The sequence below is a fragment of the Methylocystis sp. Uni0008 genome (assembly GCF_056838045.1).
This window is the reverse complement of sequence record NZ_JBXEJH010000002.1, coordinates 338,637-360,575: the sequence shown is the minus strand read 5'-3', so window position 1 is coordinate 360,575 and position 21,939 is coordinate 338,637. Positions and strand designations below refer to the sequence as shown.

The following is a 21,939-nucleotide window of genomic DNA, read 5'->3' as shown; positions in this document are numbered from 1 at the left end:
AAACGTCTCCGCTCGGAAGCCCTTCTCAATGTGTCGCAACTGAGAGAATCACACTTCCGCGAATCGCTGTCAAGAGTCGACGCCGTTTCGGCGAGCAGATTTCTTTTGCCTGAACGAGGCAAAGGATCATGCGATCACATCCAACGACGCCCTTTGGGCGGCGATCGCTGTCGCTCGCCATGGTGGCGGCGCAGGCGGCGTCTCGAGACTTCGCATTAAGCCCAGATGCGTCCGAGACGGCCGTTCACAAATGGCGACTGTTCCGCGCGCTCACAGAAGCCAAGGGGCCTCTTGGCGTCACCGATCGGGCGCTCTCGGTCCTTCACGCTTTGCTTAGCTTCCACCAGGAAACGGCGCTGACGCTGCCAGCCGTCGAAGTCCAGGAAGGAGAGCACGATTCGCCCGCGCCAGGAATCGTGGTGTTTCCTTCGAACCGCGAGCTGTCGATCCGCGCCCACGGCATGGCGCCGGCGACGCTACGCCGCCACCTCGCCGCGCTTGTCGAGGCGGGGCTGATCATCAGGCGCGACTCGCCGAACGGTAAACGCTTCGCACGAAGAGGGCAGGGCGGCGAGATCGAGGAGGCCTTCGGCTTCGATCTGACGCCCTTGATCGCGCGCGCGGTCGAAATCGAAAATCTCGCCGCAGAAGTTCGCGCCGAGAACCGCGCGATCGCGCTGCTACGCGAAAGAATCACGATCGTGCGACGCGACATCGTCAAGATGATCGAAACCGGCATGGAAGAAGGCGTTCGCTTCGGCGCGGTTTCGATCGATGGACAGGAGATCTCCGACTGGGAGGGCTTTCACAGGCGCTATCTTGCGTTGATGGGCCGCTATTCGCGGAACCTTGCAAGGACGGACTTAGGGGCGCTCGCCGGCGACTTGTCAGCCCTCGCGGCGGAGATGGAGAAGGTGCTGGAAACACATGTAAAATGCCAAGATATAAGCGGCAATGAGTCTCAAACTGAGCGGCACATACAGAATCAAATCACAAACATTCCTGATCTTGAACCTGACCTTCAAGAAGGCAGGGCCGAACCGCTGAGGCCAAACACCGATGCCACGGACGCCGATAGGGCAGGGGGGGCTGAAATAGAGGGTTCCGGTCTGAAAATCCGGGATCGCCAACAATCGCCACCTCGAACCTATCCGCTCGGCATGGTGCTGCAAGCCTGTCCTGAGATCGTCGATTACGCCAAAGGCGGAGAGCTTTCCTGCTGGCGCGATCTCATCGACGCCGCTGCAGTCGTGCGCTCGGCGCTTGGCGTGTCGCCGGACGCCTGGAAACAGGCGCTTGAAGTCATGGGCGAGCACGATGCGTCAATCGTCATCGCCGCGATCCTGCAGAGGGGCGATGAAATCAAGAGCGCCGGCGGCTATTTGCGTGTTTTGACGGCCAAAGCGCGAGAAGGGGAATTCTCGCTTGGTCCTGTGTTGATGGCGCTGCTGCGCGGAAAATCGGCCAGGGCGGCGCGTGAACGCAAGAGTGCAGGCTGATGGCGCCGTCGAGCATGGCGGGGTGCGCCCGAAAGCGCCGAACCTTCGCCAGTTCGGGGCTTTCCGAACGTGCTTGCGGCGAAAGAGGGTTCCGGCGTCCGGCGGCGGCGCCTGCTGAACCTGGACTTCGAGGGGCGCGCCGAGGCGAAGGTTCGGATTGCGCGCGATGCTTTCGACGAGCGCCACTAGACCCTCGCTCCGCGTGCATCCATCTGGCCGTCTCGAAGGAGCGGCGACGCGGCGAGCGACCCGATGACGATGCAATTGGCGGTGTGTTTCAGCTCTTCAACCGTCCTACGCGGCGGCGGCGGGACTTCGAGCGAGAGAGCCCGATGTCGGGAACTCGGCGATTTTCGGCGGTCGTCCCCATGTCAGGGGCGACACGCAGCGCGAAAATCCGCTCGACTCGCGAGCCTTCTCGCGAGTTTGCGCCATTTGGGCGCTTGCGGTTATCCTTTAGGCTCGGGGGACGTTGGATGAAAACAGAGCGCCACGGCAAAGGCGCGCTCACCCGCGCGGATTTGCGGGCGGCTGTTTATGCCTGTTGCAGCGTTTTGGAGCGGCGCGCGGCCGACGAGATTGTTGACGTCGTTCTGGAGGAGATCACCGAAGCGCTGGTGAGCGGCGAAGCCGTAAAACTGCACGGTTTTGGCGCTTTCAGGGTGCGCAGCAAGAACCCCCGCATCGGCCGGAATCCAAAAACGCGCGCCCCGGCGTTAATCATTGCGCGCCGAGTCTTGACCTTCAGACCGGCGCGCGCCCTCGTCGCCATGATGAATCAGTCGCCTGAGGCTGATCTGTGATCGTGATCGACGCCCGGGCGGCTTCGCGTATCCGATCACGGCGGAGGCTCCTCAGAGACCTGCCGCCTTGGTCAGATTGACTCTGAAGCGGTCGCGCTTGCGCTGATAGCGCCGGGTCATTTCGGGGCTGGCGTGGCCGAGGTGCTTTTGCACATGCGCTTCCTCGATCTGCGCCGACGAGGCGAGCCCGGCGCGCAGCGAATGACCGCCGAAGGCGAGCCGTCGTTCACCCTCCGTCAGCTCGCCGCGAATGCCAGCGGCGAGCGCCGTTTTCTGCACCAGCCGGGCGACGTGTTTGTCGGTCAGCCGCTCTGCGGCGACGCCGCCGTTCTTGCGCGCGACAGGCCGAAACAGCGGCCCGTGGCTGATCCGGCCGAGACGCATCCAGGTCTCGAGCAGGGCGACGGGGCAGGTGAGGGGGGAAGAGCCGCGACCGATCTCGACCTCGCGCCAGCCGGTCTTGCCGTTGATCGTTAACAGTAGGCCGCCTTCATTGTGGCTGGCGCTGGATCTATCCGCGCCAGTTCGTTTGCCGGCGCTCGACGCATCGGCGCCGGCCGCAGCGCGCTCGGGCGCTTCAAACATAGGATCGCCTGCAACCTCCTCAGGCGCGCTGTCCGGCGACCGCGCGGGTCGGAAAATCTCGATCCAGCCGGATCCGTCGTCGGTCTGATTGGGCCCGCAATCGAGCCCGACGATTTCCGATCGGCGCAGGCCGCCGGCGAAGCCGACGGCCAGAATGGCGCGGTCGCGCAGGCCGCGCAGGTCCATATCGAGCGTCGCCAGCATGGCGATGAGCTCGTCGGCGAAGATCGCCTCTTTCGGGGCTGGCGGCCGGCCATGGCGGCGGCGAATGCCGGCGAGCACGGTCGAAATATGCCGGTCGCGCGCATCGAGCGGTTCCCCGAGCTGGCGGTAGCGCCAGCAAATCCCTGAAAGCCGGCGCTCGAGCGAGGCGACGCTGAGCGGCGCGCGGCCTCCGGCGCCGATGTTTCGGGCGCCGGCAGAGATTCCGCCGATGTTTCGCGCGCCGGCAGAGACTTCGCCCTCCATACAGGCGGCGAGATAAAGGCCGACGGTCTGCGGATTCGGGGGCAGGGGATCAAGACCCTGCCGGCGCAGCCAGGCGGCGAACTGCCGCCAGTCGGCGTCATAGGCGCGCTGGGTGTTTTGCGAGCGCGCGGCGCGGGCGTAATCGCGGGCTTTTTCCGAGAGCGCGGCGAGATGCGGCGGGGAGGGGGCGGGCGCGGCGAGCGGCGGACCGCCTTTTTCGTCTTCCCGATCGGCCATCTCGTCCTCCGTTTGCGCCCGTCTGGGGGCTCGCCTCGCTCTTAGGCGCGAAAATCCGACGCCTCGGAAGGCTCCAGGCGGCCGATTTCGAAGCTGAGCGCCCGGAACTCCGGGCGGCTCGAATCATGTCCGATAAGCGCACATTATCGGACATGTGGGAGAGCCGACAAGCAGGGCGGATATGGCGCTAAATTTAACGATAAAGCGCCGCCGTGGCTTGCCGCTGGACCCGTTCCGCGCCTACGATTCCGCGCATGTTGGAAAGCGATTCGCCCCACCCGTTGAGCCTTGAACCCGCGCCGATGGCGCGCCCGCGGCGCGTCGTGCGAAGCCGTCCTCTAAACCCGTCGCGCCCCCCAAATCTTCCGGAAATCCAGCCGCTTCCGCGTTGGGCGAGGCTCAACGGCGGCGCCGGCGGCGTCAGAAACGCGATGTTTCTCGCCGGCGCCGGGATCGCCCATCTCGATCAGATTTTGCGCGCCGGCGCCGATGTTTCGAGCGCCGGCAGAGACTCCGTCGATGTTTCTAATGCCGGCAAAAACTTCGGCGTCGAGCCGGTTTTTTCGGGCGCGCTGCGCCAGCGCCTGGCGCTCACAGCCGCCGCGGCCTGCGCGCGTCTCGCGCGGCTGCGCGAGGACGAAGCGGCGCTCCGCGACGCCGAGCATCTCACCGGCTGCGGCGGCGAGACCAGCCCGGCCGGCCGCCTGCATCGCCTATTTCGGCTGTTTGCGTCGCGCTCCGTGAAATTTGACGCAGCGACATTGGCGATCGCCGCTGAACATGTTGGGGCGCCGAGCGCCATGGACGCGCAGGGTCTCGCCGGCGCGTTGCGTGACGCCATGATAAAGGCCGACGAGCCGCTCGCCGCGGCCGCGCGCGTGAGCGAAGCGGCGATGCATTGTCTCGCGGCCGTCCCTGCAATCGATGCGGAAATCTTTGTCCTCTGGCTCGCCGATGTCGCGCTGGCGCAAAAACTCGGCTGGAAGGCGCCAATTCCGCTGCTGGCCACGGTGGTCGCGCATCCCGCATTGCGCCGCGGTCAAAACGGCCGTCGAGCGCGTCCACGCGACAGCGACTGGTCGACCGCGCTCGCCGGCGCCTACGCGCTTGCGGCGGGTGAGGCGATCGATGTCGCTGGCGCCTTGTCGCGCCAAACGCAAAAACTTCTCGACGCCGCGCCGAAATTGCGGGCCAAGAGCGCGGCGCCGGTCATCGAGATGCTGCTCGCCGATGATTGCGTGACGCCGGCGCGCGCGGCGAAAACGGCAAGGCTCTCCGACCGCGGCGCGCGGCGTCTGTTTGATCGGCTCATTGAACTTCGCGCCGTGCGAGAGCTCTCGGGGCGCGCGAGCTTCCGGCTTTATGGGCTCTGAAGCGTTTCCAGTCGAAGTGGACGCCGGTTCGGCGCGGGAAACACGTTTTAAAAATGCGTTGTCGAGCAAAGAGCAAGCGGCTTTGATGAAGCAAACGCGGCAAGAACCAATGTGAGGCGCAAACATGGGCCGCCCCCAAAAAAGCGAGCTGCACGAGTCATTCGATCCCGCGCTTATGGAGTTGCCGGAAGCCGTGCGCTGGCGCGAGTGGATGGGGCGCGTCGAAGCGGTGATTTTCGCCGCGCGGACCCCGGTATCGCGCGAGACGCTCGCCAGGCTGGTTGGCGCGACCTGCAATCTCGACGACCTGATCGCCGACATCCGCGACGATTTACGCGCGAGACCCTATGAACTCGTCTTTGTCGCCGGCGGCTATCAGCTGCGCACCAGGCCGCGTTTCGCGCCGGCGATCCGCGCGGCGGCCGGCGGCGATCTGCGCATTGCGGGCGCGCCCGAATTGACGCCGACCGAGATTTTGGCGGTGACCGCGATCGCCTATCTGCAACCCGCCACCCGCGCCGAACTCTCGTCGGTCGCCGGCAAAGAGATCAGCCGCGACGTCATCGGCGCGCTCAAGCGCCATGGCCTGATCGACGGCGCCTTGCGCGCGCCTCGGCCCGGCGCGCCGTTCGCCTATGTGACGACCAAGAAATTCCTGGAGGTCTTCGGACTCGCGACATTGCGCGAGCTTCCCGATATCGAACGGCTCGAAGACGAAGGGCTTTTGGAGAGGCCGCAACCGGAGGCCGATCTCGACGGCGCTTTAGGTCTGTCCGCCGATGATGGGTAACCGCTGTTTTCAGGCCACGTCTTTGAGTGCGACCGGCTGCGCGTAGGCCCAGTGTCAGGATACATCCTTTGATTAGAAAATCCCTGTTCGCGCGGCGCGTTGACATCATATTTGAGAATTTCGGCGCGCATTTTCGAGCTTTGACGCTTAAATTGAGAACTCCAGCGGCATCCCGAGCGCGGCGTAGGCGAGCTCGTCGAATCGCTTTCGATAGACGGGGCGACAGAAGGGGCGCAGGCGCTGAATCGTATCCGCCGCGTTTTTCGCGGCGACTGCGAGACCGGCGAGTAGCGCGATGCGTAAATAGAGCGGCACCATAGCGTTTGCGCCTTTGCTGATGGACGGCGCTATGCGTAATGCTTCGGCGTCAAATCCTGGAACGATCTCGTTGAGCAACCAGCTCTTATTGTAGCCTTCGGGGGGCTGCGTCGTCTGCGGGCGATTTAAGATCAGCAAAAGCCGCATCATCGCAATAGGGGATGCTAGCGGCGTCGGCTCGCCCCGCAAGTGACGATTGACAAGCTCCTCTCCGATTTTGGCGGCGTCCCAATGGTCCCCAAATGGGCTCGTGTTTCGGACGGTATCGCAGCCGGCACGAGGTCCCTCGATTTCTGAGAGCGGCGAACCGCATAGAGGACAAGTAACGCGCCACGCCTCAAGCCAGCTTTTTAGAACCGCTCCCGGAGTGTCAGCCGCGCGATGTCGCTCGCAGCATGTCCGACAGAATTGAATCGGCTTGCCTCTTCCAACCAGTGCCGCGACCTCGATTGGAAGCGCTGTATGCGTCATGGCGACAACATCCATTGGATCAGTGCGAAACGAATCTACGATGCGTGCGATCTGGCCGAGACCTGGGCGGAAGTCGAGGCTACGCAGCTTCTTCGATTCGAGCTTTAGCCACGAGATGAGCATGGGCTCCGTGAGCCCATAGAAAGCTGCATGACGATGAAGCCACGATGAAAGAAGTTCGTCGGGCGTCGGGTCGAGGACGACCGGCAAGGGCCGCCGAGCGGCGTTGATCAGCATCGTCATTGGAACGCGGCTTCCTCCTCGCTGATAGGCCTCCAATCATCAATGGCTTCGTCGGTTAGTCGTTCCGTTCCTGTCTCGATAGCCTGGATCGCGACTTCATTCACAAGGCGGAATATTTTTGACGTTACGCCTTCAGTCACTCGAAGAATTCGTTTGAGACCGCGCGCCGTCAGAATGCTCGGCTGACGAAGCGGGAGATTGCGGAGAATGGCAAGGACGAGTTGCTGAAACTCGTCATCGGCTTTCCAGCGCGGCAACGTGACAACATCAAAGCGTCTGGCAAGCTGTACGTCGCCGTTGATCGCCTCACGTGCTTCCGTGATGCCGAAGCAGACAAGCGAAAGCTGAAGCTCGTTACTCAAGAAACGAAGCGTGTTCAGAACGACACGCTGCTCGCGCCATGAACCGGCGATGATATTATGAATTTCATCTATCAGCAGGACTTGAACGCCCACGGCTCGCAATAGTCGAATTGTCGTCTGCTCTAATGCGACAATTGTCGCGCGCGGATTGGAAGGGGCGCCAAGTGCAGAGAGAATTTGTGCATAAAGGCGCCGCTCGCCCGGCCCGCCCGCCAACTCCACAACGAGAAATTTACGTCGTGCGTCGGCTGTTGCTGCATCGAAAGCGAGCATCTGGTCGTGCTTGAAGCGCCCGACGATCATCGATTTTCCCATGCCGCTGTCGCCATAGACGGCGATTGACGGCATTCGCGTCGTGCGCGGGTGAGTCGGGAGACCCTGAATCAAATCGACGATATGTTTTGCTTTTGGATAGTGGACCCACGGCTTTGATCGAATAAATTGGATCCGCGCGTCATTAGATGCGTCGAGAAGACTTGCAACTTCGTCCGTGACGTGGGCGGCCCTATCGATCACGCTGCTTCTCCGCGATTTCCAGAATGGAAGGAGTGCGCGAGTCGATGCCCTTGAGCGAGCCGAATCCTTCGTCATCCACCGAAATCTTGTTTTTGGGCTGCGGGTCGCGGCGGGCCTGCGCCGTCTTCCTTATTGCATCGTCAACAATGCGACGCTTGGCCTTTGCAGTAGTGATCCACTGGTTCGGTTCGCGTTCCGCGCGCGCTTGCGCTCGCGTTTCGCGCCGACGTAGTTTCCATTCGCGGAGACTTATTGATGGGCACGTAAGATCGCGGCTCCGGGCTTCGACGAAACGCCCGGAAGGACGCTGAACAAAAATTCTTGAAATATCTCGGGGATCATATTTGACTAAAAGCTCGCGTTTGGCGCCTCCGAGATCGGCGCTTAAAACGTTCGACCAGTATGGCAATCCATGCAACCAGACGCCGTCTGGCCTGAGTGTTCGATACGCCTCGGGCAATAACGAAACCCAGAAGGCCATTCGATCATGCGGCATGCGCAGATTGATCCGCGCCTCATGTTCGCGCCAGACTGCCAATGGTGAGCGCATCAAGGTGCTGTGTATTCGGTCGTGATAGCCGCCCGCAATCTCCCAGCCGAGAAAGCATTCGAGCTCTCGCAACGACATGGCTGAATTCTTTTTCGGATCGTAGGACCCTCGTTCGATCGGATTTCCAAATGAAGTGCCGGGCAGAAGATGCATCTGACCCATCATCGTTCCGATCAGCCGTTCGATATGACCGCCGTAATGCGGTTCGCCAGGCGGGCGCCAAATGATATCGACGCCTTCGTTGCGACAACCGCGAATGAAAGCCTTGCTTCTGAAATCTGCGCCATTGTCGACGTGAAAGGCCTCTGGCAAGCCGGCGACTGGCCATGTCGCGTCGATCTCACGTTCCTGCAACCAGGCTGTCTTGTCGTAAACGCCATGGAGAACGCAGAGGCTCACGGAAAGCCGTGAAGGGGGATCCATCGAAAGATGAAAGCCCGTAATCATTCGCGTAAACACATCGATCGCCAGCGTCAGCCAAGGGCGTGCGAGCGGTTCGCGCGTCTCTTCGTGAACGACGATGAGATCGACGAGCGTGTGATCGATCTGAACCACCTCGAGCGGCCGGGAGGCTTTGTATTCGCCCGGAACTGGCGTTGTCGCTTTGATCGCGCGTTTGTCCTTCCGTTTACGCGCGACCAATCGCCTCTCGATGTCATCGACGCGCGTCTTGATCGTTCGACGATCTGGCAATGGCCATCCGTGCTGGACGAAACGCAAATGGATTTGTTCGACGAGGTGGGTCAGCGTTGGACGCTGCGGCTTCAGATAGACTTCCCGGATCGTCTGGCGGATCAACTTATGACGCGATTTGTCGAGAGCGAGCGCCCCTTTCGATCGGCCTCGCGGCTTCGGCTGAAGCGCCTCAACGGTGGGCGTTTCGCGATAGATCGCGACGAGGCGATAAAGTGTCGCGCGACTGATCCCGAGGTCCAAAGCAACATCTTCGACGTCGCTTGTTCGTAGCCGGTCGCCCGCGGAGCGGCCTAACAATTCTCTGATGGCCTCCTCGCGTCGACATGCCTCTAACCACTGCGGGTCGTCGGACCCCGTCGTGTCGGCGTCATCAGGGCAGGGCGCGTTCTCATTATTGCTGTTCATTTTTCGGCCGCGTCCATGAGAAATGGTTGAGCCGCAAATTCTCAATTCAACTGTACATCATTCGGGCGTTTTCTCAATTCAAATGTATACGCGTAAATCAGCAGCGTTTCGTAACGCATTGAAATTCAACAGGCCGATTTCTCAATTTCTGATGTGTCCTGACACGCAGTGGGCGAAGGTCGGCGGCGTTCAACACGACGCGGCCAGCGCGCACTTCTTCGCCGCCGGCGCCAGTCTTGCCCGCCTCGACCAGCTTTTGCGTTGCCCCGGAGGCGATATTTCGCGCGCCGGAATCGGCTCCGCCGATGTTTCGCGCGCCGACGGAAGAGCCGCCGATGCTTCGAGCCCCGGCAAAAACTTCGGGGAAGGAGGCCTCGAACCCGTTTTTGCCGGCGCCCTGCGGCAGCGCCTCGCCTTGCGCGCCGCAACCGCCTGCGCCGCGATAGCGCGTCTGCGCGAAGACGAAGGCGCCCTGCGCGACGCCGAACATCTCGCCGGCTTCGACGCGGCGCCGACGCCCGGCGGCCGCCTGCATCGGCTGTGGCGCCTGTTCACAACGCCTTCTGTGCGGCTCGATGCGCGCGTCGTGAGAGTCGCGGCCGATTGTCTCGATTTACCGCCGGCCATCGATTGCGAAGCGCTCGCCGCCCTTGTGGATGAGCGGTCGACAGCTGAGAATCCGCTCAATGCTGCGGCCCGCGTGAGCGCGCTAGCGCTGGGCGTCATCGGTGACGCGGCGCAATTCGACGCCGAAATTTTTGCGCTGTGGTTCGCCGATCTTGTGTTGGCGCGGCGCCTCGCGTGGCAGGCGCCGCTGCCGCTGTTGGCGACGACGATCACGCATCCATCGATGCGCACGGCGACCGGACGCCGACCACGGCCGAGCGATGCCGATTGGGATTTGAGCGCCGCGCGCGCCATGGCGCGCGCGGCGCAAGAGTCTTACGCGCTGGCGACAGAACTGTCGCGGCGTTCCAATATACTGTTGAGCGTTGCGCCAAAATTGCGCGCCAAAAAGGCGGCGCGCGTCGTCGATTTGTTGCTCGCCGACGATTGCGTTTCGCCGACGCGGGCGGCGACGTCGGCCGGCCTTTCCGATCGCGCCACGCGGCGTTTGTTCGATCGGTTGATGGCGCTTGGCGCCGTGCGCGAACTCTCCGGTCGCGCCAATTTTCGACTTTACGGACTGTGACATGAAAAGGATGCCGACATGCCGTCGATGAAGGCGCATCGACAGGACAGTGCGCCGCCGCCAAACCGTCGTGTGCCGCGGCGCGATGGGGATTTGCTGTTCGACGCCGATCTTTCCGATCTGCCACAGGCGATGCGCTGGCGCGAATGGATGGGGCGCGTCGAAGCGGCGATCTTCGCCGCGCCGTCGCCGGTCACGCGCGACGCGCTCACCAAACTGGTCGGGCGCGATTGCAATTTTGATGATTTGATTTGCGACATTCGCGAAGATTTGCGGGCAAGGCCCTATGACCTCGTTCTCGTCGCCGGCGGCTATCAACTGCGCACCAAACCGCGCTACGCCGACGCCATTCGCGTCCTGAACAACGGCGCCCACGCCGCCGGACCGCCAGCGCTGACGCCGACCGAACTCCTCACCGTGACGGCGATCGCCTATCTGCAGCCAGCGACGCGCGCGGAGCTGTCGCAGTTTGCAGGGCGAGAAATCAGCCGCGACGTCATTGGAGCGCTCAAGCGCCATCGGCTGATCGACGCCGCATTGCGCGCGCCGGAGCCCGGCGCGCCGTTCGCCTACGTGACGACGAGGAAGTTCCTAGAGGTCTTCGGACTCGCGTCGCTGCGCGATCTCCCCGACATCGAACGGCTCGAAGACGAGGGACTTTTGGAGAGGCCGCAGCCGGAGGCCGATCTTGACGCCCTTCTTTTCGCGGAAGAGGAGGATCTCGAAGAGCATTGGGAATGACCGGTGATAGGGTTCGCAACTCCCTGCCTGCTCGTCGTCCTTTCACGGCGAAAACAGGGGTTCGAATCCCCTTTGGCGCGCCAAGAAAATCAATTGTCCGGACTGAAGACATAGGTAACAGTCTGTTCCTAAGACATGGGTGACAACCTCGGGCCGAAGGGGTTGTCGAGGGGTTGCAAGGTTTTCTGCTCCAGATCGATGAAGCCGAGATCGTAGCTCATGAAGCTGACGAGCCAAATGCCGTCGTCGATTTCCTTGATTCCGAGGCGCTGACCGGCGAGCACGGACGAGATGTTGACGCGCTTTCGATACATGCAGATGCGCCCGCATGAGGTGACCATCACGTCGCGATCGTGCAGCGGATAGTCGATTTCCGGTAATTTCCCGTCATAGGGCTTGGCGGACGGGCGATAGACATCGGCCGGGCGCTTCATGTCGAGCGCTTCGTGCGGCCTTTCGTCGTTGAACTCCTTGATGAACGCGTCGAAGCGGGCCTGTTGCTGCAAGCTGTTCATGCCGGGCGGACGGGTCGCCTCCTTCTTCAAGGTCAGGTGCATGCGCTCGTGGCGGCCGTTCTGCTGAGGATGGCCGGGCTTGATGCGCTCGATCTCGACGCCCAGGCGCAGCCACCAGACGGAGAGCTTGGAGAGGCCGAAGAGGCCGTTGGGGCTGGCGAAGGGAACGCCATTGTCGGAGCGGATGGCGCCGGGGAGGCCGCGCTCACGAAACAGCCGGCCGAAGGCGGTGATCGCCGGGTCCTCTCTGGTCGATTCCAGCGCCTCGCAGAGCAGCAGGAAGCGCGAGGCGTGATCGGTGACGGTGAGCGGATAGCAGTAGCGTCCGGAGCCGAGCTTGAACTCGCCCTTGAAGTCCACACACCAGAGATCATTGGGAGCAAGGCCGGGCGAAAGCTCCGTGCCCTGCGCCCGCGGGCGGCGGCGTCCGAGCGCCTTGACGAGGCCGTGCCGGCACAAGACCGCATGGATCGTGCTGTTGGCGGGGACGCGGAAATCGCCGTCGAGCTTGCGCAGCAGCAGCTCGCGATTCTTGCGCGCGCCCCAATGGGGCTTTTCACGCTTGCAGCGCAGGATGAGGCTTTCAATCTGCTCGGGCAGCTGGTTGGCGTAGCGCACCGGCCGCCGCGAGCGGTCGGTGAGCGCCTCGAGGCCGTGCTCCTTGTAACGATCGAAGATTTTGTATCCCGTCTTGCGCGAGATGCCGAACTCCCGGCACACATCGCTCATCGCCTCGCCGTCGAGCAGACGCGCGACGAACCGAAGACGCTCTTCCATAACCGAACACCCCTTCCAGGGCATTCGACACCTCCCGCCTAGACTGGCGGGAGGTGTCACCCATGTGTCCGGAACAAACTGTCACCCATCTCTCAGGTCGCTCACAATAAGTTGTGATAATAGACTGCGTCGAGCGCCGCTTCGTGCCAACATTTGCCGGATAAGCGTCGGCGAACGTCAGCGGATTCCGTCCCTCCGCCCACGAAAAAGCCCGGTCGTCGCCGGCCGGCTGGAGGTGCGGTGGGAAGGCCAGTCGCCGAGCACTTTTGGCTCGGCGCGGGCCGGTTCGTACGCGCGGAGCGATGCAGGCAACCGCGACCAGCCGCCATAGTTAATGCTATGCTGCCGCCATCTGCGGACGCTTGGTGCAAACTGACGGCCTGAAACCGTCGGTCTTGAGGAGGTCGCAATGGTGAAATTTGGCATCTTGGCGACGCTGGAGGCGAAGATCGGCAAGGAGCACGAGGTTGCAGCGTTCTTGAAATCGGCGCTGCCGCTCGTGGAAGCAGAGCCCGGCACAGTGTCGTGGTTCGCGATCCGAGTGTCACCCACCACTTTCGCCATTTTCGACGTTTTCAATGACGAAGCCGGCAGAGACGCTCATCTTGCTGGGGAAGTCGCGAAAGCGCTCATGGCGAAAGCGCCGGAGCTTTTCTCGCAGCCACCCAAAATCGGGAAGGTTGACGTGCTGGCGGCAAAGCTGGGCTGACAACACAAAAACGCACCGATCGCGTCGACGACTTTTTGCATGCCCGCCTCGGCTTCATCCGCGCGGCCTGTCGATGTGGCCAATTCCGCTTCCCGCACGGCAAGTGCTGGAGCGCATGGGCCGATTTGCTCTTCGGACTGCCTAATGGCAGCGGCGGTTTCCGATACAAGGTTTAGCGCGACGGTGACGGGGTCCGACAGCGGGTCCCTGTGCAGGCGCGCCCATCACGGCAAGGTCGCCTTCGATGCCATGCGGACGGCGCCGGGAACGCCGTTCGTTGCCCTGGCGAGGTGCGCCGCTTTGTCTGCTCCGTCTGCGGCTCCCGGACGTTCATCTGATGCCAGATTGGCCGCCATATCGGGCGCGGGGGTGACACACCCTAGCGGTCTACTCTCTCCTGGGAAGAGTTCCAGCGCATCGCCGACCTAATCGGCCAGCCGCGCTACAACATCGCCCTACGACGCAGATTGAAGTCATCCGGCCAGCGGCTGGCGGCAATGAGCTTGTCCCGATGCGCTGGGGCCTTGTTGCCTCTTTAGTGGAAGAGTCCGCTCAACGAGCTGCCGGCGACATTAAAACGCCCGCGCCAAGACGGTTGGGGCGAAGACGCTACTGCCGCACGACGAGCACTGAGCACTTTGCGTGGTGTACGATGGCGCCGGCGTTGGAGCCAATGAGAAACCGATCCATTCCTGGCCGGTGGGAGCCTACGACGATGACTTCGGCGCCCCACTCCTCGGCCTCCGCCAGAACCTTTTGATAGACGGGACCGAACAGCACAACGGTCGAGATTCGGCCGGTCGGATGATCGATGCTAGCCGCTAGGGCCGCGATCTCCTTCTCAAGGCCTTGCCGAATATCCTTGTCGAAATTTCCCTTGACGTAGTCGAGGAAGGCAATGGGAATAAGCGTCTGCACATTGACCAGCCTGAGTTCGCTATTGAAAGCCCTGGCGAGCGCTGCCGCTTTGTCGATCGCCTGCTTGGTCATCTCAGATTCGGTGAGATCGATCGCGACAAGAATATTTTTGAACATCATCGCCTCCCTGGCTGACCCTTTAAGGCAGCTAGATGCCGAACTCTAATACTCCTTCGCGTATCTTGCCGCCGCGTCAATCGCCACAATCGACTCCCGCAAATTGTGGATTATGATCCTGCCGGCATTCCCTTCCGAGGAATGGCTAGTGGGAGGATATTTCAATGAACCGCAGAATTTTTGTACTCGCGCTGGGTCTTGGAGTCGCGGCCTTCGTAGCGCCCCGCGTCGCGCTCGCCGAGGATCATTTGGCCGAGGCGATTAGCCACACCAAGGAAGCGATCGACCACGGCAAACAAGGTCATGCGGATGTGTTGGTGACGCACGCCGAAGCCGCGCTTAAACACGCTGAAGCGGCGGAAAAAGCGAAGAAGAATGAGCACACCAAGGAAGGAATTACCCATCTGAAGGCGTCAATTACGGAAGGCAATAAAAAGGACGCCAAAGCTGCGACCGGACACGCCGAAGAGGCGTTGACGCATCTGGAAGCGGCGCAGAAATAACCCAAACAGCAAAACCCGCCGTTTCATCCACGGCGGGGCGTTCTGTTGCGCCGACGACGAATTTCGGCGCTCGGGATGATGTAGGGCTCGAAGCCTACGCCGCAAATCCCCGGGCATGAGCCTTGCGCCGATCTTTCGAAGCCGCCCATGCCGTGGCCAAGCATTGCCCCGAACGTCCAGCCGAGCCCGAGGCGCTTGCCGTCTCGGAATCGCTTGTGGGCGTCCCGCATGATCGCGGTGCGGTCGTAAGTCACGGCCTCAGCCTTCTCCGCAAATCGTCCGCCTTGATGGCGCAGCGCTCGGCGCTCTCGACGATGCGCCGAGACGTTCGCATGGCCGCGCCTTGACGTTGCTCAGGTCAGTCATCGGCATGGTCTCCGCACCGTGCCATTGCCGCCTGGCAGGTGCGGCGAATTGAACCAAGAGTCCATATAGTCGCCGTCCAGCTCTCCTTTGTCGCTGTCGTCCTCTTCTTCGTCGCGCGGCCCTGTAGTCCTCTCCCGATCGTCGTCATAGCCGCGCAGCGCCATCTCGGGATGGCCGCTCCCATGGCCCGTCCAGCCGAGCGACGGCTCGGCTTCGTCGACCGCATCGGCCACGCGAGACGCGGCCCAAGCATGTTGCTGATTGACGGCGGTCGTCGCGCCGAGCGTTGGCTCCTCATCGCCGGTCGGCTCAAGCAGCTCGCTTTCGTCCTCGCGGTCGTCGCTAGCTCCTTCGGCCCAGTGCGCCTGGTCCGGACGGCGTCGATCTGGTCCAACAGGTTCAAGAACGCGTCCACGGCGTCGGCGAGCGCCTTGCGCATGCCGGGGCGCAATTCGATAAAGAGCGGCGCCGCGGAGGCGTTGTCGTTGTCGAAGCTCATGACTGCGCTTCCCGCTCTAACACCGCGACGGCGTTGCGGACGGAGTCGCCGATCATGTCGCCGACAAGCATGTCATTGACCACGTCGTCTTCGTCGAGAAAGTCAGCGAGGCGACGGAGCAGCCGTAAGGCGCCCGCGAGCGTCGTCGGTGTGGATTCGAAGACCGCCCGCTGCGCTTCAGTTCGCATTATCTTGCGCCTTCTGCGCGGCCGACTCCGCATCTAATACCTCGCTCGTCTCGGCATTCTGCGCATATGCGTTGTGGGCTTCTAGAACGGCGCGCGCGTTCTGGTATTCTGGCTCAAGGCCGGCGGCTTCAGCACGCATTGTGGCGTTGCCTTTGCGGAGGCGCGCAATCGTGTCGTCTATTTCTTCGTCTGTCATTCCCATGCTGCTTTCGCGCATGGTTTCGAGATGGAGAATGCTGAAGACGCGATTGCCATTAAAGACAACTTCCGGGAGCCTATTGCTCGTGGGCGCGGCGTCCGCCACGGCTTCCCAAGCAGTCCGTTCGATCGCGTGCAGGCGCTCGTATTCTGCGAGAGCCTCAAGCAGCGGATCATCGTCCGCGACGACGCCAGCAATGGCAGGAAGCCCTGCGACGGGCGCAGCGGCGAGGCCGGCGAGCATGGCCCGCCGCGATGGTGTATGAGACAGTTTAGCCATGATGTGAAGCTCCGTTTGCGTTGTGGTCAGGCCGGGAGTGGGGTTCGCGAGATCTCTTCCCGGCCGCTTATCATGCGGTCCCTCTTGAAGTTCAGGCCGCGAATGATCCGGCGAGGCGGCCGGAATGCGTGGTGTAGAGGCGGCATAGGGGCATGCGCGGCGCAGGCCGGTCGGCAACGCAGGAACGGACCGGAAGGCCGACGTTGCTTTCCTCGCGCAGGCGAGACGCCTTGGCCTTCTTCCATTCGGAGGACAGCGCCTTGGCGAACCATTCCCGACAGGAGCCGCCGACGCTCTGGCCAACTCCTCTTCCACCTCGTCAGCCGGCTCTATGAGCGCACCTCAGTGATCGTCACAACCAATCTCGCCTTCGGCGAATGGCCCAGCGTCTTCGGCGACGCCAAGATGACGACCGCTCTCCTCGACCGCCTCACCCATCACTGCGACATCGTCGAAACCGGCAACGAAAGCTGGCGCTTCGAAAACCGCGCCTGAGGCCGACGCGCCGCCCAGGCCGCTGCCGTAGTCGGCGTAACTCCGGTCGGGCTACGCCCTCCCTCCGTCACGCCGACTACGGCACAAAACGCATGCCTGAAAAGGGGTCCCTTTTCGGCGCCGATCTGGGGTCCCGGTTCAATGCTGATTGACAGCTTGGGAGCGGGCATTGGCGTTCGCATATCCTAGGAGAGCACAATGAGATTGCCGAGCCTGTGGTCCCGTCAGGACATAGACCCCTTTCGTTCGCTCCGACGCGAGATGGAAGATGCGTTTCGTATCTTCGATACCGGTCTTCCGACCCTGAGTGTCGGAGCGAAAGCGCCTGCGATTAACGTCGCCGAAACGGTTAACGCCATCGAGGTGACGGCCGAACTTCCCGGCGTCGAAGAAAAAGACATTAAAGTAGGCTTAGAAGGCAACCGGCTCACCATCGCCGGCGAGAAAAAAGAAGAAAGCCAAAGGGACGAGAAGGAGTGGCACGTCGAGGAGCGCAGCTACGGCTCGTTCTATCGCTCAATGTCCTTGCCATTCACTCCCGCTGACGGAGCCGTGGAGGCGCATTTAGACAAGGGCGTTCTCCACGTCACCGTCAAGAAACCTGCCGAAGCCGCTAGCGCCGCCAAGACAATCGAAATCCAGGCCGGCCAGCCTCCGAAGCAATCCTGATTGGAGGGCGCAAGACAAATACTCGCACGCGAGTAAATCTCGCGTGCGCTCAGGCAACTGCGTCGTGATTCCTTCTTGCGACAAGCAGGATTGCGCCACCCGCACAGTTTGCAACTCCTCTGAGGTCCCCGCGAGTAGCAGGCGCTGGATTGACGCCGCCGCGGTAAGCGACACTCGGCGGACACATGAATTTCGGCGGCGTCGATTCTGCTGGCGATTTTTCGCCTAAAGGGCCTATGCCTGAAGCGCTTTCATGATTTTCCGCTTAGCCCGCCCTCAGCTGTTGACGGACGAATCGGCTGAATAAACCCCGCTCCTTTGGACTATTTATTGAGGCGTCGCGCTTTTTTTGGCGGTCCGGGACGCCGAAAACCAAGACCCTGTCCGTTTCTAGCCTCTCCAGGAGATCAAGAAACCGATCTGGAAGCGGCTCACCAAGGATGTCACCGTACATGGCGCGGAGCTGTTCGCCGATTAGGTCTTCGACCTTTTGGGGGAGCAAGCGAGGTTGACCCATCTGACACCTTTAGGCGACATAAATGACAGACTCAGGGTCAGCTCGGGTTGCGGCCACAATATGAAGAAGTGACAGTGGCGTGTAAGTGAGCGCCGATTTTTAAAATTTATGACAAATTGGCTGCGGGTATGGGCATCTAGACTAGCAAAGCACGGCGTTGTGGGTGATTGCTGCGAAGGCGGAGCTCAAGCTGAAGTGTTGAAAACGAAGACTCCACAATTATGATGCGGCGCTGCCCGCCAGTCGCTGTTTCAAGCCACGCGCCCGCCGCGGACTTAGCGACGACCAACGTTAAGCTGCCGAAGACTGAAACCGAGGAGAGCTTTGCGCGACGATTGTGGCGCGCGCATTTGGAGGCGTCTATGTTGAACTTCGTCGTCGCTTTCGCCATCTTGTTCCTTGCCGCCTCGGCCAGCGCCAAGGCGGACGAAGTAGAGATCAAAGGCTTTCACCAGAAAATCAAAGCTGAACTCTCGGACCTTGGCCAACTCGCCGAGCTCAACGGCAAGTACCGTATCCGCGTGACGCAGACGACCATCGACCCAGGGGGCTACATGCATGCGCATCTTCACCTCGGGCCGGGGCTGCGCTGCGTCCTTTCCGGGGAGATGACCTATACGCTCGGCGGAACGCCGACCATTTACAGGGCGGGCGATTGTTTCGCAGAGACCGGCTCGGTCGCCCATGAATCGAGCAACACTGGCGCAGCTCCGGTCGAACTTCTGACCTTCGAACTGCTGCCCGCCAGCGCGCCGGAAGGCAAAGGTTCGGCGATCCCGGTTCCGGCGAAATAAACCAGAACCCCGGGATGGTTCAGATGCAAAGGGCAAGTCTCGTTGTCGCAGCTGCGTGCACCGTGCGAAATGATAGACCTTTGAGATGAGCGGGAAGTTCAATAAATGAACCATAAGCATCGGACAATTCTGCACGCCTTGTTCGCGCATCCAATGAGTAGCAACATCGATCCAAAGATCGTCAAGTCAATGTTGGAAGAGCTGGGAGCTGAAATAACTCGTACTCGGCACAACCATTTATTGGTGACGCTGAGCGGCTTTTCCCATGGATTCCACGACGTCCATCATAGCCTTCCAAAAGACGAAATTGCCGCCCTGCGCAAATTCCTGACGGACGCCGGGATCGATCCTGCGCGCGACTATCCTCTTTAAACCAGCGGTGAGCGACAGGTCACGACATGTGATGGCTCGTCGGGGCCTGTCGCGCCTCGTCGAGGATCGTCGCGATCAGACGCGGTGCGTTCTATTATGATTTACGACGGAGAAGCTTTGCCAGGTCGTGCGCGGCGGCGAGCAAGTCGTGAGATAGACGCCACCACAAAAGCCGGAATGGCGCATGTGCATGCGTTCGCCGAAAATATTCCTCTCGCTCCTGGGAGGAGCGCTCCCAGTGCCGATACGTGCGCGCCATGAACTCGTCAAAGGATTCCTGCCGTGGCGGTGGGGAAGTGCTCGCGGAAGAGCCCGCCGGCCGTCCGCATCGGGCGAGCGCGTACTCATAGGCTGCGGTCAGTTGGACGAATGCTTCGTGCGATCCGCTCTTCTTGTCGGGGTGTCGCTCGTGCGCGAGCAGCCGATACGCCGCCTTGATCTCCACGGCCGTCGCAGATCGCGCGACGCCGAGGATACTGTATGGATCGGTGCTCGTCATGCTACCGACGGTGGGAAACGTTTCTAATTGCCGCGCACGGTTAGGCGCGCATCCGTCTGCAATGGGACCGCGAGAAAATTGTTTTCGTTCGCGACCATGACGGTGATCGTAACGGGCACGGTCGTCATGCCCGAAACGTCACTCGGCTTGCAGCTCGTGTTTTCCATCACGATCGTTCCTGACACGCGCGCCTTGTCGGGAACGAAGCGCATGACACGATCGCGATACGATTTGTTGCGCTGCAACTGGATCGCCAGTGCGTCATCGAATAGTTCGAGCCCCGAGCCGCTTTCGACCTCTGAGCAAGGACCAGCTGAGATGCCCCTGCGCTTAACGGCCAAGCTCAGAGGCATGCCTGAATTATTTTCAATAGTGTATGCAATGCGAGCGGCAATAGGAATTGGATCGCCTGTGGGCGTCCCTTGAATGTAGAGCGTATTGCTTTGCGCCAGCATGCTGTTGACGGTGAGCTTCAGCGCGTCGGCCTTGAGCCGGTTAGCGAAGCTGTCCGGCGTGATGTCATCGGCAAAAGCTAGCGACGGAAGAAGCGCAAATAAAACGGCGATGATCCGCGTGTGATCCCCCTCAAATATCGGGGAAGGGAAGCGCGGCTTTGCTAACGAGTCAAGGCGTCAGAAGCCGCGCGCACAGCAGACAAAAAAGGAGCGCCCGAAGGCGCTCAGTAAAGATCGATCGAAGGCACGTCCTTCTCGTCCATTAAGAGGCGAGCACGTTCACGCCGTTAATGGTGATATCGGCGAGGAAGGCGACGACATTAGCGACGCCATGCGCGGAAGCCTGCAACACCTGCAACGGGTCCCGCGCGACATAGGCCATCGCCCCGTTCCGGCATGGGCTCGACACGCGCAGCCTCAATTGTGCCGTCGGCGTTCCAAAACATCAGAAGGTCTGTCCACAGAGCATCAAGCTGATCTTCCCAACGGGAAAGAACCCTTTTTTAAAAGGCTTGCGGGGGAGCGATGCGCCTTCAGATGCGTCGAGTCGATCATGATGCGCTTGGACTTGGGGCGTTCGCCGACGACCGCCGCGAAGATGCGGTCGAAGACCCCGAGCCGCTAGCGGATGAACCGGTTGAAGAGAGTCTTGTGCGGCCCACAGTCTTTGGGCGCATCCATCCGTTGCAGACCATGCTTGATCACATAGACGATTCAGCTGACTACCCGACGATCGTCAACCCGCCGCACTCCGTGCGCCAACGGAAAATACGGCGATATCCGTGCCATCTGGCGCGCGCTGAGCAAAAAACAAATCATTCATCAAAGCCTCCATCTCGGAGACTTTGAATCGCGCCTCAATCAAAATTGATAGGTCCTGAGCCTAGCTGTCGGTCTGTTTGACCTTTGAAAAGTCAGCCCGCCTGAACCGCACACCGACGCTCGCCGCATCTTCTCGCTCGACGAGCCCGAAGGCTCGGACAAGTATTCATGGGCCTGGCGCTTAAAGGCGCTCATACCCTCGATTGTTATGGATGACGAGGCAGAAGAGGGCGGCTCAACACAAGCATGGGCGCATGGCACACTTGAAGCCAATTTTGGCAAACTTGGCCCCCTGTGGGTGATCAAGCCTTCGTTAAATCTGTGCAACATAGCTCATCACGAGCGAGAGCGGGTGAGAGTATTACTATGCAAACAGGCGCTAAGAGCCAGCGGCTCAATGGAAATGTCCTATACGCGATAGCTGTTGCAATCTGGATCGTGGCGATATGGGTCACCGCATTTTACGTTGCAAGTGCAGCTATAGCAGATGAAAGCGCCGGTGTCGGAGGCAATAGCTTTCTACTTGGCTCTACCATGGCGACAGCCGGGGTCCTCACTTTCTTTTCGATTCGGGAGTTTCTTGGGGCGTACAGGCAATGTCACGTGACGGAGGCTTCACGTCCTGTCGGCGCTGACCGCTGTAATCCAGATCAAGCTAAGGAGAAAGTCCAATGACTAAGCCAGGATTGTTTGTTGCTCTTGAAGCCAAGGTGGGAAAAGAGAAGCAATTAGCTACCTTCTTGAGAGACGCGCTGCCACTCGTCGAGGCAGAACCAAATACCGCCAGCTGGTTTGCAATCCAGATGAGCCTGTCAAGGTTTGGTATTTTCGATACCTTTCCGGACGAGAAGGGGCGCGAGGCCCATCTCTCTGGAGGAGTAGCCAAAGCACTAATGGCGAACGCTCCGGATCTCCTGGAGAAGCCTCCATCAATAGAAAAAATTGAGATCTTGGTTGAAAAACTCCCCAACCGATGACCAAATGAACGAGCGTCAAC

General features: G+C 61.1%; 25 protein-coding genes and 1 pseudogene. 13 read left to right on the top strand and 13 right to left on the bottom strand.

Translation table 11 applies throughout. The features are described 5' to 3' along the window. Positions 1–128: 128 nt before the first annotated feature. Both repC and AC0X69_RS21605 read left to right on the top strand, forming a co-directional pair. Positions 129–1,499 carry a plasmid replication protein RepC gene (gene repC / locus AC0X69_RS21610; RefSeq protein WP_482613587.1) on the top strand — a complete coding sequence of 457 codons (1,371 nt, stop codon included), beginning with the start codon at positions 129–131 and terminating at the stop codon, positions 1,497–1,499. Between the two features lie 476 nt (positions 1,500–1,975). Continuing rightward, entirely contained in the window at positions 1,976–2,302 is a 327-nt protein-coding gene (locus tag AC0X69_RS21605) for an integration host factor subunit alpha (protein WP_482613586.1), read from the top strand. A gap of 51 nt (positions 2,303–2,353) precedes the next feature. Here the strand turns inward: AC0X69_RS21605 and AC0X69_RS21600 are convergent, their stop codons facing one another. Next, the gene (locus AC0X69_RS21600; RefSeq protein WP_482613584.1) at positions 2,354–3,592 is read right to left on the bottom strand and encodes a site-specific integrase; all 1,239 of its coding nucleotides are present in this window, start codon (positions 3,590–3,592) and stop codon (positions 2,354–2,356) included. Between the two features lie 254 nt (positions 3,593–3,846). On the opposite strand from AC0X69_RS21600, the gene AC0X69_RS21595 reads away from it, so the two are divergent. Beyond that, positions 3,847–4,965, top strand: coding sequence for a DUF1403 family protein (locus AC0X69_RS21595; RefSeq protein ID WP_109027267.1), 1,119 nt, complete (start codon positions 3,847–3,849; stop codon positions 4,963–4,965). A gap of 124 nt (positions 4,966–5,089) precedes the next feature. Beyond that, complete coding sequence (gene scpB, locus AC0X69_RS21590) at positions 5,090–5,755, top strand: SMC-Scp complex subunit ScpB (RefSeq protein ID WP_109027268.1); 666 nt, start codon at positions 5,090–5,092, stop codon at positions 5,753–5,755. Between the two features lie 147 nt (positions 5,756–5,902). Here scpB (AC0X69_RS21590) and AC0X69_RS23460 read toward each other — a convergent pair whose 3' ends face one another. Genes AC0X69_RS23460 through AC0X69_RS21570 form a run of 3 tightly spaced genes read right to left on the bottom strand, consistent with a single transcriptional unit; the run spans position 5,903 to position 9,316 of the window. After that, the gene (locus AC0X69_RS23460; protein ID WP_510175247.1) at positions 5,903–6,781 is read right to left on the bottom strand and encodes a TniQ family protein; all 879 of its coding nucleotides are present in this window, start codon (positions 6,779–6,781) and stop codon (positions 5,903–5,905) included. Between the two features lie 2 nt (positions 6,782–6,783). Then, positions 6,784–7,665, bottom strand: a complete 882-nt coding sequence (locus AC0X69_RS21575; RefSeq protein ID WP_124740570.1) for a TniB family NTP-binding protein — start codon at positions 7,663–7,665, stop codon at positions 6,784–6,786. After that, positions 7,655–9,316: a TnsB C-terminal domain-containing protein gene (locus AC0X69_RS21570; protein WP_124740569.1), complete on the bottom strand. Its 1,662-nt coding sequence runs from the start codon at positions 9,314–9,316 to the stop codon at positions 7,655–7,657. Before AC0X69_RS21570 ends, AC0X69_RS21575 begins: the two co-directional genes overlap by 11 nt. 151 nt (positions 9,317–9,467) lie before the next feature. Here AC0X69_RS21570 and AC0X69_RS21565 point away from each other — a divergent pair, with 151 nt between their 5' ends. Next, positions 9,468–10,508 (top strand): DUF1403 family protein, encoded by a 1,041-nt coding sequence (locus AC0X69_RS21565; protein WP_164479500.1) that lies wholly within the window; start codon positions 9,468–9,470, stop codon positions 10,506–10,508. Between the two features lie 18 nt (positions 10,509–10,526). Continuing rightward, positions 10,527–11,249 carry an SMC-Scp complex subunit ScpB gene (gene scpB, locus AC0X69_RS21560; RefSeq protein WP_109026966.1) on the top strand — a complete coding sequence of 241 codons (723 nt, stop codon included), beginning with the start codon at positions 10,527–10,529 and terminating at the stop codon, positions 11,247–11,249. A gap of 128 nt (positions 11,250–11,377) precedes the next feature. On the opposite strand, the gene AC0X69_RS21555 is transcribed toward scpB (AC0X69_RS21560), so the two are convergent. Next, positions 11,378–12,565 (bottom strand): integrase core domain-containing protein, encoded by a 1,188-nt coding sequence (locus AC0X69_RS21555; RefSeq protein ID WP_109026963.1) that lies wholly within the window; start codon positions 12,563–12,565, stop codon positions 11,378–11,380. A gap of 385 nt (positions 12,566–12,950) precedes the next feature. Here AC0X69_RS21555 and AC0X69_RS21550 point away from each other — a divergent pair, with 385 nt between their 5' ends. Further along, entirely contained in the window at positions 12,951–13,250 is a 300-nt protein-coding gene (locus AC0X69_RS21550; protein ID WP_109026961.1) for a putative quinol monooxygenase, read from the top strand. Between the two features lie 609 nt (positions 13,251–13,859). Here AC0X69_RS21550 and AC0X69_RS21545 read toward each other — a convergent pair. Continuing rightward, a complete protein-coding gene (locus AC0X69_RS21545) occupies positions 13,860–14,285 on the bottom strand; it encodes a universal stress protein (RefSeq protein ID WP_109026984.1) in 426 nt (141 codons plus the stop codon). Positions 14,286–14,533: 248 nt separating this feature from the next. Between AC0X69_RS21545 and smbP the strand changes: the two genes are divergently transcribed. Further along, positions 14,534–14,788 carry a small metal-binding protein SmbP gene (smbP, locus tag AC0X69_RS21540; protein ID WP_482613581.1) on the top strand — a complete coding sequence of 85 codons (255 nt, stop codon included), beginning with the start codon at positions 14,534–14,536 and terminating at the stop codon, positions 14,786–14,788. 23 nt (positions 14,789–14,811) lie between these two features. On the opposite strand, the gene AC0X69_RS21535 is transcribed toward smbP, so the two are convergent. From AC0X69_RS21535 to AC0X69_RS21520, 4 genes are all read right to left on the bottom strand, one after another. After that, on the bottom strand, positions 14,812–15,042 hold the full coding sequence (locus AC0X69_RS21535; protein ID WP_124740581.1) for a hypothetical protein: 231 nt from the start codon (positions 15,040–15,042) through the stop codon (positions 14,812–14,814). Between the two features lie 108 nt (positions 15,043–15,150). Beyond that, a complete protein-coding gene (locus AC0X69_RS21530; RefSeq protein ID WP_124740580.1) occupies positions 15,151–15,387 on the bottom strand; it encodes a hypothetical protein in 237 nt (78 codons plus the stop codon). Between the two features lie 262 nt (positions 15,388–15,649). After that, positions 15,650–15,841 (bottom strand): hypothetical protein, encoded by a 192-nt coding sequence (locus tag AC0X69_RS21525; RefSeq protein WP_109026945.1) that lies wholly within the window; start codon positions 15,839–15,841, stop codon positions 15,650–15,652. Beyond that, entirely contained in the window at positions 15,831–16,283 is a 453-nt protein-coding gene (locus AC0X69_RS21520) for a hypothetical protein (RefSeq protein WP_109026941.1), read from the bottom strand. Before AC0X69_RS21520 ends, AC0X69_RS21525 begins: the two co-directional genes overlap by 11 nt. A 333-nt stretch (positions 16,284–16,616) precedes the next feature. On the opposite strand from AC0X69_RS21520, the pseudogene AC0X69_RS21515 reads away from it, so the two are divergent. After that, positions 16,617–16,814 (top strand): annotated as a pseudogene (locus AC0X69_RS21515) (ATP-binding protein); the annotation flags it as partial. A 198-nt stretch (positions 16,815–17,012) separates the two neighbouring features. After that, positions 17,013–17,483, top strand: a complete 471-nt coding sequence (locus AC0X69_RS21510) for an Hsp20/alpha crystallin family protein (RefSeq protein WP_109026938.1) — start codon at positions 17,013–17,015, stop codon at positions 17,481–17,483. Positions 17,484–17,748: 265 nt separating this feature from the next. Here the strand turns inward: AC0X69_RS21510 and AC0X69_RS21505 are convergent, their stop codons facing one another. Next, positions 17,749–17,937: a NepR family anti-sigma factor gene (locus AC0X69_RS21505; RefSeq protein WP_245435103.1), complete on the bottom strand. Its 189-nt coding sequence runs from the start codon at positions 17,935–17,937 to the stop codon at positions 17,749–17,751. A gap of 425 nt (positions 17,938–18,362) precedes the next feature. Between AC0X69_RS21505 and AC0X69_RS21500 the strand changes: the two genes are divergently transcribed. Then, a complete protein-coding gene (locus AC0X69_RS21500) occupies positions 18,363–18,794 on the top strand; it encodes a cupin domain-containing protein (RefSeq protein WP_158273655.1) in 432 nt (143 codons plus the stop codon). A gap of 105 nt (positions 18,795–18,899) precedes the next feature. Next, positions 18,900–19,166, top strand: a complete 267-nt coding sequence (locus tag AC0X69_RS21495) for a hypothetical protein (protein WP_109026924.1) — start codon at positions 18,900–18,902, stop codon at positions 19,164–19,166. A gap of 94 nt (positions 19,167–19,260) precedes the next feature. Here the strand turns inward: AC0X69_RS21495 and AC0X69_RS21490 are convergent, their stop codons facing one another. Next, positions 19,261–19,665 carry a J domain-containing protein gene (locus tag AC0X69_RS21490; RefSeq protein ID WP_192879626.1) on the bottom strand — a complete coding sequence of 135 codons (405 nt, stop codon included), beginning with the start codon at positions 19,663–19,665 and terminating at the stop codon, positions 19,261–19,263. 23 nt (positions 19,666–19,688) lie between these two features. After that, positions 19,689–20,120 carry a hypothetical protein gene (locus AC0X69_RS21485; protein WP_109026923.1) on the bottom strand — a complete coding sequence of 144 codons (432 nt, stop codon included), beginning with the start codon at positions 20,118–20,120 and terminating at the stop codon, positions 19,689–19,691. A 1,493-nt stretch (positions 20,121–21,613) separates the two neighbouring features. On the opposite strand from AC0X69_RS21485, the gene AC0X69_RS21480 reads away from it, so the two are divergent. Next, a complete protein-coding gene (locus AC0X69_RS21480) occupies positions 21,614–21,919 on the top strand; it encodes a putative quinol monooxygenase (RefSeq protein WP_109026922.1) in 306 nt (101 codons plus the stop codon). Positions 21,920–21,939 lie beyond the last annotated feature (20 nt).

What these genes read in the sequence shown, in the direction of transcription:
- repC (WP_482613587.1), top strand. Translation starts at nt 129, where the DNA reads ATGCGATCACATCCAACGACGCCCTTTGGGCGGCGATCGCTGTCGCTC.
- AC0X69_RS21605 (WP_482613586.1), top strand. Translation starts at nt 1,976, where the DNA reads ATGAAAACAGAGCGCCACGGCAAAGGCGCGCTCACCCGCGCGGATTTG.
- AC0X69_RS21600 (WP_482613584.1), bottom strand. Translation starts at nt 3,592, where the DNA reads ATGGCCGATCGGGAAGACGAAAAAGGCGGTCCGCCGCTCGCCGCGCCC.
- AC0X69_RS21595 (WP_109027267.1), top strand. Translation starts at nt 3,847, where the DNA reads ATGTTGGAAAGCGATTCGCCCCACCCGTTGAGCCTTGAACCCGCGCCG.
- scpB (WP_109027268.1), top strand. Translation starts at nt 5,090, where the DNA reads ATGGGCCGCCCCCAAAAAAGCGAGCTGCACGAGTCATTCGATCCCGCG.
- AC0X69_RS23460 (WP_510175247.1), bottom strand. Translation starts at nt 6,781, where the DNA reads ATGCTGATCAACGCCGCTCGGCGGCCCTTGCCGGTCGTCCTCGACCCG.
- AC0X69_RS21570 (WP_124740569.1), bottom strand. Translation starts at nt 9,316, where the DNA reads ATGAACAGCAATAATGAGAACGCGCCCTGCCCTGATGACGCCGACACG.
- AC0X69_RS21565 (WP_164479500.1), top strand. Translation starts at nt 9,468, where the DNA reads ATGTGTCCTGACACGCAGTGGGCGAAGGTCGGCGGCGTTCAACACGAC.
- scpB (WP_109026966.1), top strand. Translation starts at nt 10,527, where the DNA reads ATGCCGTCGATGAAGGCGCATCGACAGGACAGTGCGCCGCCGCCAAAC.
- AC0X69_RS21555 (WP_109026963.1), bottom strand. Translation starts at nt 12,565, where the DNA reads ATGCCCTGGAAGGGGTGTTCGGTTATGGAAGAGCGTCTTCGGTTCGTC.
- AC0X69_RS21550 (WP_109026961.1), top strand. Translation starts at nt 12,951, where the DNA reads ATGGTGAAATTTGGCATCTTGGCGACGCTGGAGGCGAAGATCGGCAAG.
- AC0X69_RS21545 (WP_109026984.1), bottom strand. Translation starts at nt 14,285, where the DNA reads ATGTTCAAAAATATTCTTGTCGCGATCGATCTCACCGAATCTGAGATG.
- AC0X69_RS21525 (WP_109026945.1), bottom strand. Translation starts at nt 15,841, where the DNA reads ATGCGAACTGAAGCGCAGCGGGCGGTCTTCGAATCCACACCGACGACG.
- AC0X69_RS21520 (WP_109026941.1), bottom strand. Translation starts at nt 16,283, where the DNA reads ATGCTCGCCGGCCTCGCCGCTGCGCCCGTCGCAGGGCTTCCTGCCATT.
- AC0X69_RS21510 (WP_109026938.1), top strand. Translation starts at nt 17,013, where the DNA reads ATGAGATTGCCGAGCCTGTGGTCCCGTCAGGACATAGACCCCTTTCGT.
- AC0X69_RS21505 (WP_245435103.1), bottom strand. Translation starts at nt 17,937, where the DNA reads ATGTACGGTGACATCCTTGGTGAGCCGCTTCCAGATCGGTTTCTTGAT.
- AC0X69_RS21500 (WP_158273655.1), top strand. Translation starts at nt 18,363, where the DNA reads ATGTTGAACTTCGTCGTCGCTTTCGCCATCTTGTTCCTTGCCGCCTCG.
- AC0X69_RS21495 (WP_109026924.1), top strand. Translation starts at nt 18,900, where the DNA reads ATGAACCATAAGCATCGGACAATTCTGCACGCCTTGTTCGCGCATCCA.
- AC0X69_RS21490 (WP_192879626.1), bottom strand. Translation starts at nt 19,665, where the DNA reads ATGACGAGCACCGATCCATACAGTATCCTCGGCGTCGCGCGATCTGCG.
- AC0X69_RS21485 (WP_109026923.1), bottom strand. Translation starts at nt 20,120, where the DNA reads ATGCTGGCGCAAAGCAATACGCTCTACATTCAAGGGACGCCCACAGGC.
- AC0X69_RS21480 (WP_109026922.1), top strand. Translation starts at nt 21,614, where the DNA reads ATGACTAAGCCAGGATTGTTTGTTGCTCTTGAAGCCAAGGTGGGAAAA.